This is a genomic window from Serratia proteamaculans, from assembly GCF_946227095.1.
GTDB lineage: Bacteria > Pseudomonadota > Gammaproteobacteria > Enterobacterales > Enterobacteriaceae > Serratia > Serratia proteamaculans_E.
Map to the genome: position 1 here is coordinate 105,277 of NZ_CAMISV010000014.1, position 13,036 is coordinate 118,312.

General features: G+C 58.9%; 13 protein-coding genes. 9 read left to right on the forward strand and 4 right to left on the reverse strand.

Going from position 1 to position 13,036, the window contains the following annotated elements; genetic code table 11:
• Window position 1 precedes the first annotated feature (1 nt).
• From fdxH to OC597_RS22590, 8 genes are all read left to right on the forward strand, one after another.
• Entirely contained in the window at window positions 2-901 is a 900-nt protein-coding gene (gene fdxH / locus OC597_RS22555) for a formate dehydrogenase subunit beta (protein ID WP_261259944.1), read from the forward strand.
• Window positions 898-1,533: a formate dehydrogenase cytochrome b556 subunit gene (gene fdoI, locus OC597_RS22560; protein ID WP_261259931.1), complete on the forward strand. Its 636-nt coding sequence runs from the start codon at window positions 898-900 to the stop codon at window positions 1,531-1,533. Before fdxH ends, fdoI begins: the two co-directional genes overlap by 4 nt.
• Window positions 1,533-2,462 (forward strand): formate dehydrogenase accessory protein FdhE, encoded by a 930-nt coding sequence (fdhE, locus tag OC597_RS22565; protein ID WP_085115215.1) that lies wholly within the window; start codon window positions 1,533-1,535, stop codon window positions 2,460-2,462. The genes fdoI and fdhE overlap by 1 nt, the downstream gene beginning before the upstream one ends.
• 139 nt (window positions 2,463-2,601) lie before the next feature.
• Entirely contained in the window at window positions 2,602-3,249 is a 648-nt protein-coding gene (locus OC597_RS22570; protein ID WP_262210556.1) for a DcrB-related protein, read from the forward strand.
• A gap of 34 nt (window positions 3,250-3,283) precedes the next feature.
• Complete coding sequence (locus tag OC597_RS22575; protein WP_261285697.1) at window positions 3,284-3,889, forward strand: glutathione S-transferase; 606 nt, start codon at window positions 3,284-3,286, stop codon at window positions 3,887-3,889.
• Window positions 3,890-3,956: 67 nt separating this feature from the next.
• Window positions 3,957-5,348 carry an L-seryl-tRNA(Sec) selenium transferase gene (selA, locus tag OC597_RS22580; protein ID WP_261285698.1) on the forward strand — a complete coding sequence of 464 codons (1,392 nt, stop codon included), beginning with the start codon at window positions 3,957-3,959 and terminating at the stop codon, window positions 5,346-5,348.
• Window positions 5,345-7,201, forward strand: coding sequence for a selenocysteine-specific translation elongation factor (gene selB / locus OC597_RS22585; RefSeq protein ID WP_262210559.1), 1,857 nt, complete (start codon window positions 5,345-5,347; stop codon window positions 7,199-7,201). The genes selA and selB overlap by 4 nt, the downstream gene beginning before the upstream one ends.
• A 143-nt stretch (window positions 7,202-7,344) precedes the next feature.
• Window positions 7,345-7,527: a hypothetical protein gene (locus OC597_RS22590; RefSeq protein WP_085115221.1), complete on the forward strand. Its 183-nt coding sequence runs from the start codon at window positions 7,345-7,347 to the stop codon at window positions 7,525-7,527.
• Between the two features lie 65 nt (window positions 7,528-7,592).
• On the opposite strand, the gene OC597_RS22595 is transcribed toward OC597_RS22590, so the two are convergent.
• Window positions 7,593-8,840: an MFS transporter gene (locus OC597_RS22595; RefSeq protein WP_261425668.1), complete on the reverse strand. Its 1,248-nt coding sequence runs from the start codon at window positions 8,838-8,840 to the stop codon at window positions 7,593-7,595.
• Between the two features lie 219 nt (window positions 8,841-9,059).
• Between OC597_RS22595 and OC597_RS22600 the strand changes: the two genes are divergently transcribed.
• Window positions 9,060-10,052 carry an acyltransferase gene (locus OC597_RS22600; protein WP_262210562.1) on the forward strand — a complete coding sequence of 331 codons (993 nt, stop codon included), beginning with the start codon at window positions 9,060-9,062 and terminating at the stop codon, window positions 10,050-10,052.
• Here OC597_RS22600 and OC597_RS22605 read toward each other — a convergent pair.
• The 3 genes from OC597_RS22605 to OC597_RS22615 form a co-directional block, all read right to left on the reverse strand.
• Window positions 10,047-10,970 carry a GlxA family transcriptional regulator gene (locus OC597_RS22605; protein WP_262210563.1) on the reverse strand — a complete coding sequence of 308 codons (924 nt, stop codon included), beginning with the start codon at window positions 10,968-10,970 and terminating at the stop codon, window positions 10,047-10,049. The genes OC597_RS22600 and OC597_RS22605 overlap by 6 nt on opposite strands.
• A 2-nt stretch (window positions 10,971-10,972) precedes the next feature.
• Window positions 10,973-11,524 (reverse strand): cysteine hydrolase family protein, encoded by a 552-nt coding sequence (locus tag OC597_RS22610; protein WP_316044875.1) that lies wholly within the window; start codon window positions 11,522-11,524, stop codon window positions 10,973-10,975.
• 100 nt (window positions 11,525-11,624) lie between these two features.
• Complete coding sequence (locus OC597_RS22615) at window positions 11,625-13,019, reverse strand: amidohydrolase family protein (protein WP_262210566.1); 1,395 nt, start codon at window positions 13,017-13,019, stop codon at window positions 11,625-11,627.
• Window positions 13,020-13,036 lie beyond the last annotated feature (17 nt).

Genomic DNA, 13,036 nt, shown 5'->3' on the forward strand with positions numbered 1-13,036 from the left:
TATGGCAATGCAATCTCAGGACATCATTCGTAAATCCGCCACCAATGGCTTCACGCCGGCGCCACGCGCCCGTGACCACCAGGAAGAAGTGGCCAAACTGATCGATGTCACCACCTGTATCGGCTGCAAGGCCTGTCAGGTGGCCTGTTCCGAATGGAACGACATCCGCGATGAAATCGGGCATAACGTCGGGGTGTACGATAACCCCGCCGATCTAACCGCCAAGTCGTGGACGGTGATGCGCTTCTCCGAAGTGGAGGAAAACGGCAAGCTGGAGTGGCTGATCCGCAAGGACGGCTGCATGCACTGCGCCGACCCGGGCTGCCTGAAGGCCTGCCCGTCGGAAGGGGCAATCATCCAGTACGCCAACGGCATCGTCGACTTCCAGTCCGAGCACTGCATCGGTTGCGGTTACTGCATCGCCGGTTGCCCGTTCGATGTGCCGCGCATGAACAAGGACGACAACCGGGTGTACAAGTGCACCCTGTGTGTCGATCGCGTTGATGTCGGCCAGGAACCAGCCTGTGTGAAGACCTGCCCGACCGGCGCTATCCATTTTGGCACCAAGGACGCCATGAAGGAGATTGCCGCCGAGCGCGTCAGCGAGCTGAACACCCGTGGTTATCAAAATGCCGGTCTGTACGATCCGGCGGGCGTGGGTGGCACCCATGTGATGTATGTGCTGCACCATGCCGACAAACCGCAGCTGTATCACGGTTTGCCGGATAACCCGACCATCAGCCCGGCGATCACGTTCTGGAAAGGCGTGTGGAAACCCCTGGCGGCCATCGGCTTTGCCGCCACCTTTGCGGCGAGCGTGTTCCACTATGTCGGCGTCGGTCCTAACCGCGTCGATGAGGACGAAGACGACGAGCCGCATGATGAGGAGACGCGCAAATGAAGAAGGAAAAGCGTATTCAGCGCTACAGCGCGCCGGAGCGGATTAACCACTGGATTGTGGCGTTCTGTTTTGTGTTCGCCGCCATCAGCGGGCTGGGGTTCTTTTTCCCCTCCTTCAACTGGCTGATGAACATTTTCGGTACGCCGCAGTTGGCGCGCATTCTGCACCCCTTCGTTGGGGTGATCATGTTTGCGGCCTTCCTGCTGATGTTCCTGCGCTACTGGAAGCATAATCTGATCAACCGCGAAGACATCGTCTGGGCCAAAAACATCCAAAAAATCGTCATGAACGAGGAAGTGGGTGACACCGGACGTTATAATTTCGGTCAGAAATGCGTATTCTGGGCGGCAATCATTAGCCTGGTGCTGCTGCTGGCCAGCGGTGTGGTGATCTGGCGGCCGTACTTTGCGCCGTCCTTCCCGATACCGCTGATCCGCATCGCGCTGCTGGTGCATTCGCTGGCTGCGGTGGGGCTGATCATCGTGATTATGGTGCACATTTACGCCGCGCTGTGGGTAAAAGGCACCATTACCGCCATGGTGGAAGGCTGGGTGCCGGCGGCCTGGGCTAAAAAACATCATCCGCGTTGGTACCGAGAGGTCCGCGAGAAACAACAGGAAGACAAACCCTGATGAGCATCCGCATTGTTCCTAAAGAGCAACTAGGGGCACAGCGTGAGAAGTCCACAACGGCGGAAACCATCCCGCCGTTACTTTTCGCGAATCTGAAAAGCCTTTACAGCCGCCGTGCTGAACGCCTGCGCAAGCTGGCGACCGACAACCCGCTGGGTGACTACCTGAACTTCGCCGCCCAACTGGCCGAGGCGCAACATCATGCGCTGCATGACAACCCGCTGACGTTGGATTTGACCGACGCGTTGCAGCAGAGTGCCGCCAGCGGCAAACCGCCGCTGGATCTGAGCGTCTACCCGCGCAGTGAACACTGGCACAAGCTGCTGGCTTCGCTGATTGCCGAGTTGCGCCCGCAGGCGCCGGAACACATTCTGGCGGTGCTGGACAACCTGGAAAAGGCCTCGTCGCACGAACTGGAACTGCTGGCCGATGCCTTGCTTAACCAGGATTTCGGCAAAATTGGCAGCGAGAAAGCGCCGTTTATCTGGGCCGCGCTGTCGCTCTACTGGGCGCAGATGGCTGGGCAAATCCCTGGCAAAGCGCGCGCGGAATATGGCGAACACCGCCAGTTCTGCCCAGTGTGCGGCAGCATTCCGGTATCCAGCGTGGTGCATATCGGTACCGTCAGCGGCCTGCGTTATTTGCACTGCAACCTGTGCGAAAGCGAGTGGCACGTGGTGCGGATCAAATGCAGTAACTGCGAGCAAACGCGCGATCTCAACTATTGGTCGCTGGACAGCGAACTGGCGGCGGTGAAGGCGGAAAGCTGCGGTGACTGCGGCACTTACCTGAAGATTTTGTATCAGGAAAAAGACCCGCAGGTTGAAGCGGTTGCCGACGATTTGGCCACGCTGGTGCTCGACGCCAAAATGGAAGATGAAGGCTTTGCCCGCAGCAGTATCAATCCGTTCCTGTTCCCAGGGTCGTAATCTCTGGCATATTGGGCTGAATGTATTCGGCCCTTAGAATTTACCGGATGATTAATTTCGGATTGGGCTTCTGGCATTCGCCCGGGCGAGTTGCTACGTTTACGCCATGACGCGCGAAGCGAAAGGAAAGGGATTGACGATGTTGAAGACCATTGCGAAATTGACGGCGGTTGCAGTTTTGGCCCTCGGGCTGGCGGCCTGTGATAACAAGGACGACACCAAGCCGAAAGTGCCGAAGCCGGATACCAAACCGATCGTCACTCAGCCTGCACCGCCGCCGCCGGTGGTGGAGACGCCCCCCGCGCCGCCTCCGGGCCTGAAAGTCTCGATGCAAAAGGGCAAGATTACCTTTGAATTGCCGTCGGGCTTTAGCGATCAGACCGAGAACAGCGGCATCATAAACGACAGCAAATCCACCATTCAGCGCTTCCTTGACGGTAAATCGCGCCAGAGCACCGTCTCCTCCGAAGTCATTCCGCCGGACGACATGAAGCTCAACAGCAGCGATAAAATGCTGAAAGAGCTGACCCAGAGCATCATCACCGAGCTGGGCGACCGCTATCAGAATATCCAGACCACCAAAGAAGAGAATTTCACCGTCGGTAAACAGAAATTCCATCGTCTGGATACCGAGCAAAGCGTCAACGGGCAGAAGGTGATGTCCACCATCATGCTGACGGTGCTCAACAAGCGGGTGGTGACGTTGCAAATGTTGTCGCCGGCCAAAACGCCGGAGGCGCATCAGGCGCTGGTTCAGCAGGTTATCGACACGCTGGCGGTGAAATAACACCGCTGTGGTTTGCAAACCGAGGGGAAGACTGATGAAGCTTATTGGCAGTTACACCAGCCCTTTTGTCCGCAAGATTTCCGTGATGTTGTTGGAAAAGGGGATCGCGTTCGAATTCGTTAACGATCCGCCGTATGAGTCGGGCAGTCGGGTGGTGGAGCTGAATCCGCTCGCCAAGGTCCCGGTGCTGGTGGCCGACGATGGCGCCGTCTTTTACGACTCGCGGGTGATCGCCGAATACCTCGAACTGCTGTCGGTGGCCCCGGCATTTTTGCCTGCCGATCGCGCGGCAGCGCTGCGCATCCGTCAAGTGGAAGCCCTGGCGGATGGCGTGACCGAGGCTGCCGCCACGCTGTTTCGCGAGAGCAAACGGGCGTCGGAAAAACAGGACGAAAACTGGATCCTGCGCCAGCGCGCCAAGCTGACGCACGGACTGGACGCGCTGGAAAAGCTGGCGCAGGAAAAAACGCTACTGAACACCGAAACGCTGACGCTGGCCGATATTGCCACCGGTTGTGCGCTGGGCTACCTTAATTTCCGCCGCATCATGCCCAACTGGTGTGTTGAGCGACCGGCGTTGATCAAGCTGGCCGAACGGCTGTTTGCCCGCGAAAGTTTTGCCCGCACCTCGCCCCCCTGATCTCCCTCACCCCGCTGCGGCGGGGTTTTGCTTTATGCCGAGACCACTACATTAAAACCGAGCGACCATGAGCACTGAATCCCAGTATCTTTACAGCCAGTTACCCGCCATTGACCGCCTGCTGCGCGATCCCGCGATTGAACCGCTGGTGGCGCAACATGGCCAGACGCTGATTAGCGACCTGCTGCGCCAACTGCAACTGCAGGCGCGTGAAACCATTAAACAACATCAACGGCTGCCCGACTGGTGCGCCGACTGGCCGCAGGCGCTTGGCGCAGCGCTGGTACAACGGCAGCGCACGGCGTTGGCGCCGGTATTTAACCTGAGCGGTACCGTGCTGCACACCAATCTGGGCCGTGCCCTGCTGGCGCAGCCGGCGATTGAGGCGGTGACGCGTTCGATGGGAGAGCCGGTGACGCTGGAATACGATCTGGATGGCGCCGGGCGTGGGCATCGCGATCGCGCCATCGCGGATTTGTTGTGTCAGCTGACCGGCGCGGAAGACGCCTGCATCGTTAATAACAATGCGGCAGCGGTGCTGCTGATGCTGGCGGCAATCGCACCCGGCAAGCAAGTGGTGGTGTCGCGCGGTGAGCTGGTGGAAATCGGCGGTGCATTTCGCATACCTGACGTGATGCGTCAGGCGGGCTGCCAGCTGGTGGAGGTGGGCACCACCAACCGCACCCATCTGAAAGACTACCGTAACGCCATTAACGACCAGACCGGGTTGCTGATGAAGGTGCATACCAGCAACTACAGCATTCAGGGCTTTACCGCCGCGGTGGACGAAGCCGAACTGGCACAGCTCGGTGCAGAGCACGGCCTGCCGACCGCCACCGATCTGGGCAGCGGCTCACTGATTGATATGGCGCAGTACGGCCTGCCGGCCGAACCTATGCCGCAGCGGTTGCTGGCCGCCGGGGTTGATCTGGTGACCTTCTCCGGTGACAAACTGTTGGGCGGCCCGCAGGCTGGCATCATCGTCGGTAAAAAGGCGCTGATTGCCCGACTGCAGCAGCATCCTTTGAAGCGTGCGCTGCGCGTTGGCAAGCTGACGTTGGCAGCGCTGGAGGCTACCTTGCGGCTCTATCAGCAACCCGAGCTGCTGGCACAACAGCTGCCGACGCTGCGATTGCTGACTCGCCCACAGCAGGCGATGCAGCAGGCCGCCGAGCGACTGTTGCAGGTGCTGACGCCACAGTTTGCCGGGCATTTCCAACTGCGTGCCGAACCCTGCTGGTCGCAGATTGGCAGCGGCTCGTTGCCGGTGGACCGGTTGTCGAGTTATGCATTGACCTTTACGCCACAGGACGGCCGCGGCGCGACGCTGGAGGCACTGGCGGAACGCTGGCGCCGTCTGCCGCAGCCGGTGATTGGTCGAATTAACGACGGCCGGCTGTGGCTCGATCTGCGCTGTCTGGAACAGGAAGAGGCGTTGATTGAGGCATTGAGCGCATGATTATTGCTACCGCAGGCCATGTCGACCATGGCAAGACCACCCTGCTGCAGGCGATCTCCGGGATCAACGCCGATCGTCTGCCGGAAGAAAAACGCCGGGGCATGACTATAGATCTGGGCTATGCCTACTGGCCGCAGCCCGATGGCCGGGTGCTGGGCTTTATCGACGTGCCCGGTCATGAAAAATTCCTCGCCAATATGCTGGCAGGCGTTGGCGGCATCGATCATGCGTTGCTGGTGGTGGCCTGCGACGACGGCGTGATGGCGCAAACCCGCGAGCATTTGGCGATCTTGCGGTTGAGCGGCCGCCCGGCATTGACGGTGGCGCTGACCAAGGCCGATCGGGTGGATGAGGCGCGTATTGATGAGGTACGGCGTGAGCTTGGCGACGAACTGGCGCGCCAGGGTTGGCATCAGGTGCCAATGTTCGTCACTGCTGCGCTACAGGCGCGGGGCATTGATGCGTTGCGTGCGCACCTGTTGGCATTGCAGCCTGACGAACATGCGTTGACGCGCCGTTTCCGCCTGGCGGTGGATCGTGCATTCAGCGTGAAGGGTGCTGGCCTGGTGGTAACCGGCACTGCATTGGGTGGAAAGATCGCGGTGGGTGACCTACTGTGGCTGACCGGTGTCGATGCCCCGGTGCGGGTACGAGGTTTACACGCTCAAAATCAGCCGGTTGAGCAAGCGCAAGCCGGGCAGCGTATCGCCCTGAATATCAGCGGTGACGTCAGCAAAGAACAGGTGGCACGCGGTGACTGGCTGCTGGCGCAAAAGCCGCTGTTGGCCGCCGAACGCATTCTGGTCGCGCTGGATGCCGATCGGCCGATACGGCACTGGCAGCCGCTGCATCTGCATCATGCTGCCAGCCATATCACCGGGCGAATTTCACTGCTGAATGAGGAGTTGGCAGAGTTGCTCCTCGATCGCCCGTTGTGGTTGGCGGAAAACGATCGGCTGGTGCTGCGAGATATTGGCGCACGCCAAACGCTGGGGGGAGCCAGGGTGCTGAGTTTGACGACGCCGAAACGTGGCAAGCGCCAACCTGAGTATCTGGCCTGGCTGGCAGCACTGGCACAGGCCGACGACGACCGACAGGCACTGGCGCTGCATCTGCCTAACGGCACACTGGATCTGGCCGCTTTTTCCTGGGCACGGCAATTGACCGAAGGCGAGCTGGCGGCGCTGTTGGCAGGCCGTGAGTTGCTGATTGCCGGTGATATGGCGTTGGCGCAGGAGAATGCTCAGCAGGGCCAACAGCGTTTATTACAGGTATTGGCCGAGTATCACCTGCAGCATGCCGATCAACTCGGTTTGGGGCGGGCGCGCCTGCGGCGCATGGCCTTGCCTCAGTTGGCTGAACCTCTGGTATTTATGATGACCGAGCGGCTGCTGGCCGAGGGGTTTATAAACAATACGCGGGGCTGGTTGCACCTGCCGGAGCACGGTCTGGCGTTCAGTGCTGAGGAACTGGCTCTGTGGGCGTGTATCGAGCCATTGTTTGGTGACGAGGCCTGGTGGGTGCGCGATCTGGCGACCGAATTGGGCGAGGATGAGGCCCGGGTGCGGGCAACTCTGCGTAAAGCGGCCCAGTTGGGGCATGTCACGGCGGTGGTGGTGGAGCGTTACTACCTAAGCCGACGCATAGACCAGTTCGCTGCACTGATCCGCGAGCTGGATGTGGAACAGGGCAGTGCCAACGCCGCCGATTTTCGCGATCGGCTCGGTGTGGGTCGCAAGCTGGCGATCCAGGTATTGGAGTTCTTTGACCGCAGCGGTTTCACCCGCCGCAAAGGTAACCAGCACCTGCTGCGCGACGGCGGGTTGTTCGGTGGTGATTTTCATCATACTTGAAGCTGCATCTGTGTTGGCTGCGAGCGCTCACCCCTGTCACTTGCTTGAGTAAGTTCCTGGGGATTTATGCTCTTGTCGCCTTGATGCAACTCCAATTATTTTGGATATCTTACGTTTTTTGATTTAGGGACGAGGCGATCAGGATGAATATTAATACTTTTCTGCTAGTTGCAAAAAATAACGTAGGGACTGACAGAACTGTTCGAGAGGAAGAACAGCGACGTTTGACGCTAGAAGCCCTTAATGATGTAGAACGGCTGAATATTATCAGCCATGAGGAAGTGCAAGCATGGGCGATAAGTTTGGATGCTGACAAACGGAGTTGAGGGTGTTGAATCCAATGCAAACTTTACAGCACGTGAGGAGATAACCTCTCCTCACGTGCTGATCATTACAACGCGGTGTTAGGCGTCGGTGTCACATCGCCGCTGCGGCGTTTGCTGAGGAACAGCGCCACCAGCGCCAGCCAGCACAGGCCGCTGACCAGGTTGAACAAATTGAACAACCCGCTGCCGCCCCAGACGTAGGCCACTTTCGCCAGCTCAATTCCGACGGTGAACACCATCATGCTCAGCATGCCCATGGTGGCGGAAACCGTGCCTTTGCTGACATTGCTTGAGAACAGCGTCAGGCGGTACAGCCCGGCGTTGGCCAGCCCGATACCGTAAGCGTACAGACTCAGGCCCGCAGTCATCCACAGATAGGCGTGAGTTGAGAACAGGGTGGCCAGCGCCGCGATCAGCAGCCCCAGCATCATTGGCCCTGCGCCCAGTTTGATCAGCCGTTGGACGCTGTTCTTGCCGGTCATCCGCGCCAGCGTCAGGTTGCCGAGGATCAGCGCGCCGAACACCGGAATTTGCAGCAGGCCATAATCCAGCGTCGACAGCGACTCGCCGCTGATCAGGATCACCGGTGATTGGGCAATCCAGGCCAGCAATGGCAGGCTGGCAAAGCCGATAGCCAGCGCACCGCAGACAAAGCGACGGTTGGACAGCACCTGGCGATAGTCACGCCACAGGTTGGCGGCCGAGAGTTTCTCACCCTGCAGCGACGCGGTTTCCGGCATCGCTTTCCACAGGCCGTAGAAGGCAAAGGCTGCCAGTGCCGCAAACAGCACGAACATGCTTTGCCATGGTGCGACGTGGATCAGCGCTGCACCGGCCAGCGGCCCAAGCAGCGGGGCGATCAGTGCCACGTTGGCCATCAGCGCGGTGATTTTTATGCACACCGATTCCTCAAAGGATTCCTGTATCGTGGCGTAGCCCACCGCACCGATAAAGCACAGGCCAATCCCCTGCAGGAAACGCATAAAGATAAATTGCTCGATGTTGGTCACCAGCAAAATAGCCAGGCAGGCGACGATAAAGAACGCCACGCCGGCCAGCATCACCGGGCGACGGCCACGGCGATCCGACAACGGCCCCAGCAGCCATTGCAGGAAAATACCGCCGGCCAGATAGGCGGTCATGGAGGTGGGCACCCACTCTTCACCGGCGTTGAAATCTGCCACCACCGCCAGCATGCCAGGCTGGATCATATCGTTGGCGATATAGGTGGCGAATTCGAACAGCACCAGACACAGAGGGAATAAAAGCGCCTGTCGACCCAAGCGAGCCGCAGGTGGTAATGTTGTTTTCATATTTATCGTACTGAAAGTAAAGAAGAAATAAGGAACTGTCAGGGCGGGAAGCGCTATCTGAGCGAGTTGTGGCGGCTATTTTGCCGCCAATTGTTCACCTTGGCAATAATAAGGTGTTGTTTCAGCACATTCTGATATTGCCCGTCAGGGTTGCCACCCACACTTTCGCTGGTTAACCTCTTTTTAACAGACGAAGATGACAATATTGCGGGCGACCTTTTGAGTAATAAAATTGGCTGGATAGATAACTTGCGCGCGGTGGCGTGCATGATGGTGGTGATGATCCACGCGACCACCTATTACGTCACCAACGGGGTGGCGGTGGGCGAACACAACTGGGACATCGCCAACCTGTTGAACTCGATGTCGCGCGTCTCGGTACCGTTATTTTTCATGATTTCCGGCTATCTGTTTTTCGGTGAGAAAAGCGCCGGTAAGAAACATTTCATCCGTATTGGCTGCTGCATCTTGTTCTACAGTGCCGTCGCACTGATCTATATTGCGACGTTCACCAAAATTGGCTTCTGGCCGTCGCTGCGCGGCATATTGCTGAAACCGGTGTTCTATCACCTGTGGTTCTTCTATGCGATCGCGGTCATTTATTTGCTGTCGCCGCTGATCAACGTTAAACCGGTATCGCGCCGCTATCTGGCCGCTGTACTGGTGATCCTGGCGGTGATCGCCAACCCCAATACCAGCCCGCTGACCCTGGGCAACGCGCACCTGCTGCCGGTGAATCTGTATATCTACGGCGATACCTTCTATTACCTGTTATATGCGTTGGCCGGACGGGCGATTGGCATGATGGACACCCAGGGGCGTAGCGTCAGTTGGCTGGCGGCGTCAGGTTTTGTGTGCAGCGTGGCGTTGATTATTCACGGCACCAAAAGCCAGATGTTTATTAACGGTAACTTCGCCGATACCTACTACATATACTGCGGCCCGCTGGTGTTTATCGCGGCGGTATCACTGATGCTCTGGTTTAAAAACTGTCTGCCGGAGCCGATTGGCTGGTTGGGCGTTTTTTCCCGCCATTCGCTGGCGATCTACGGTTTTCACGCCATTATCGTTAACTTTATGCGCAACCGGCACCTGGAGCTGACGGCCTATCCGTTACTGGATATCTTCTGGGTGTTCGGGGTGGCGCTGGCGCTCAGCCTGCTGCTGTCGATAGGGCTGCAGAAAATAGACCCTCGACGGCTGGTGTCATAGCGCGGTTGAGCCGCGCTGCTGAGCACGTCGCAGTTGGCGGCCGGAGGAGAATCCCGCCGCCAAGGCCGCTTTCTCCAGCCCATAGCCTTGTTGCAGGCGCTGCTGCGCCACTGCCAGCCGTAGCTGCTCATGATACTCACGCACGCTGATACCGATATGGTTACGGAACAATCGCGCCAGATGACGGCTGCTAACGTGGGCCTTTTCCGCCACCTGCGGCACCGACCATTCCGCTTCCGGCTCGGCGGCCATCACGTCTTGCGCACGGTGCACCGCCGGGTGCAGATGGTTACGGTAGCGTAGCCAGGGCGAAAGCTGCGGGTCGTCACCGGAACGGCGAAAATACACCACCATCTCACGGGCGATCTCCATTGCCCGGGTAGCGCCACACTGGCGGTTAATCAGGTGCAGAGCCAGATCGATACCGGCGGTGATCCCCGCGCTGGTGTAAACGCCGCGGTCTTCAACAAAGATGCGATTTTCTTTCACCTGCGCTGCCGGGGCTTGCTGGCGCAGGCGCTCGATCACGTCGTGATGGGTGGTGCATTGGTAGCCATCGAGCAAACCGGCCTGTGCCACCAGCAGGGCGCCGGAACAAACACAGACCAGCGTGATACGTTGCTGTTGCAGGTCGGGCTTCAGCGCCGCCAACCAGCGGCGAGCCTGTTCGGCTGGCGCAGTGGCGAAGAAATGTGGCGAATCACTGACGCCCGGCACCACCAGAATAGCGCCGTCTTCCAGCCGCTCAGGCAGCGGCTGTAGCTGACTCAGCGTCATGCCTATCGAGCAGACTACCTGCGGCAGTGGGCTGATGTAGCGCAGGCTGAACTGCCCGGCCAGACGCAGGGTTTCCGCCGGACCGCTGACGTCCAGCGACAGCACCTGGGGCAGCATCAGAAAGTAGACGGCCTGCGGCATGATTACTCCTGTGAGAGTTGCGCCAGTGCCTCATCCACGCTGGCGATGCGGGCGAAGCGATCGACCAGCACCGTCTCAGTATGCCGCTTGAGCTGTTCGCTGGTAAAGACTTCTCCGTCGGGGTGTTGCATCGGGAAGGTCAGCGTGGCCTCGGTGACGAAGGTGACCCGGTAGCCGAGATCGGACGCTACCCGGGTGGTGGTTTCACAGCACTGTTCGGTACGAATGCCGGAGATAATCAAATGATCGATATCCCGTTGGCGCAGCCAGGCATCCAGACCGGATTCGGTCAGTGCGTTGTGCACCTGTTTGTGTACCGTGATATCGGCCTGATGGTCGAGGAAGGGCAGGCGCTTTACCCAGCCGGACGCCAACGAAAAGGGGCCCTCTGGCGACACGTGGAACACATCAACCAGCGCAACGCCTTGCTGGCGACAGCCTGCGATCAACCGTGACAGTGCCTGTTGGAAAGCCGGCAGATCCTCTTCTTGCCAGAATGGACGATGCTGGAATGATTGCTGAACATCGATGATCAATAACGCGCTCTGTGACATTTTCGGCCCTCCGCCAATTAGGTATAACGCCATGCTGCGCCGTTATCCTGCAGGGAAGAAGGCCAAAAACGGCCATCATGGTGGCATCAGCGGACCAGAATCAGGCTTTGCCGATCTGGCCGGCGACCAGCCGCCCTTGATGGAAGGTGGCGCGGCGAGTCGGCAGGCGGGCTACCGCTTCGGCGGAGCAACTGGCGTTGATCAGCACGAACTCCGCGCTGTCACCGGCTTTGGGCCACACTCGTTGACCTTTGTCGTTCAGCGGCAGCACGCCGCCGGTAGAAATAGCCATGGCGCGTGACAGATGAAACTCGTCAGAACCCCGGTAAAGTTGGGCGTAAAGGTTGGCTTTTTCCAGAATGTCGCCAGTGCCGAACGGGGACCAGTGGTCAATTACGCTGTCGGTTCCGGTCATCACAAATACCCCTTTTTCACTGAGCTGCGGCAGCGGCATCATCAGCCTGCCAATCGGCACCGTGGAGGCAATGGTGATTTGCTGCGCGGCCAGGCGGGTGGCGGTTTCTTCCAGCTCATTCGGGTTCAGCGCGGTCAGGGCAAATGCGTGGCTGATGGTGACTTTACCGCGCAGCGAAGGGTTCTTTTCTACGGTGGTAATCATGTAGTTGATGGCGGCCACCCCGGCCGGGCTGGTTTCATGCAGGTGGATATCGACGCCTTTGCCGGTGTCGAGCGCAATCTGAAACATGGCGTCCAGTGACTGTTCCATAGCGCCGTCGACGTTGGTCGGATCCAGCCCACCGACGTATTGCACCCCCATCTGCATGGCTTCACGCATTAAGCCGTCAACTTTAGAGTGCAGCAGGCCGTGCTGTGGGAAGGCGACGATTTCACAGCTGAAGTCGGCCTGGTGAATTTCCAGCGCGCGCTGCAGGTGTTCCAGGCTTTTCAGCCCGCTGACCGGATCGATATTGCAGTGGCTACGCGCCACGGTGCTGCCTTTGGATTGCAGCAGGGCGATCAGGTTTTCTGCACGTTGTTGTGAGGTAGGCAACAGCTTGGGGATCAGCGTTTGTTCCAGCGCGATCATATCCATAATGGTTTTGCCCTGGCGCGGACGCGGTGCCTGCCACGGGCCGCTGTAAAAGGTTTTATCCAGGTGGATATGCATGTCGCGAAATGCTGGCAACAGCAACTGACCCTGTGCCTGATAATGTGGCACACCAGTGGGAACCGCTGCCTCCTTCGGGTGGATAGCGGCAATCTTGCCGTCTTTGATTTCAAGCTGATAGAGCGCGGTGCGGGTGCCGATCACCGTGTCGCCATCGTACTCAAAACCGTCTTCCAGCCGCACATCGCTCAGCCAGTAGTGGCTGTCGGTCAGGGTCATGGGTTGGGTCTCCGGTGTGCAGGGGCTGCCCGTCGGCACGGCGGCCTGCGCCACGCCGCCGGTCAGGCCGATCACCGCACAGGCAGTGGTAATTTTGCCGGTTTGGCTGAGGAAAGCTCTGCGGCTTTGTTGTTGATTTTTTTCCACGTTCAGTTCCTTAATCC

Bases quoted from the DNA above. Each gene is read 5' to 3' on its own strand.
- fdxH (WP_261259944.1), top strand. From the start codon at position 2: ATGGCAATGCAATCTCAGGACATCATTCGTAAATCCGCCACCAATGGC.
- OC597_RS22595 (WP_261425668.1), bottom strand. From the start codon at position 8,840: ATGAAAACAACATTACCACCTGCGGCTCGCTTGGGTCGACAGGCGCTT.
- selB (WP_262210559.1), top strand. From the start codon at position 5,345: ATGATTATTGCTACCGCAGGCCATGTCGACCATGGCAAGACCACCCTG.
- OC597_RS22610 (WP_316044875.1), bottom strand. From the start codon at position 11,524: ATGTCACAGAGCGCGTTATTGATCATCGATGTTCAGCAATCATTCCAG.
- OC597_RS22570 (WP_262210556.1), top strand. From the start codon at position 2,602: ATGTTGAAGACCATTGCGAAATTGACGGCGGTTGCAGTTTTGGCCCTC.
- fdhE (WP_085115215.1), top strand. From the start codon at position 1,533: ATGAGCATCCGCATTGTTCCTAAAGAGCAACTAGGGGCACAGCGTGAG.
- fdoI (WP_261259931.1), top strand. From the start codon at position 898: ATGAAGAAGGAAAAGCGTATTCAGCGCTACAGCGCGCCGGAGCGGATT.
- selA (WP_261285698.1), top strand. From the start codon at position 3,957: ATGAGCACTGAATCCCAGTATCTTTACAGCCAGTTACCCGCCATTGAC.
- OC597_RS22575 (WP_261285697.1), top strand. From the start codon at position 3,284: ATGAAGCTTATTGGCAGTTACACCAGCCCTTTTGTCCGCAAGATTTCC.
- OC597_RS22590 (WP_085115221.1), top strand. From the start codon at position 7,345: ATGAATATTAATACTTTTCTGCTAGTTGCAAAAAATAACGTAGGGACT.
- OC597_RS22605 (WP_262210563.1), bottom strand. From the start codon at position 10,970: ATGCCGCAGGCCGTCTACTTTCTGATGCTGCCCCAGGTGCTGTCGCTG.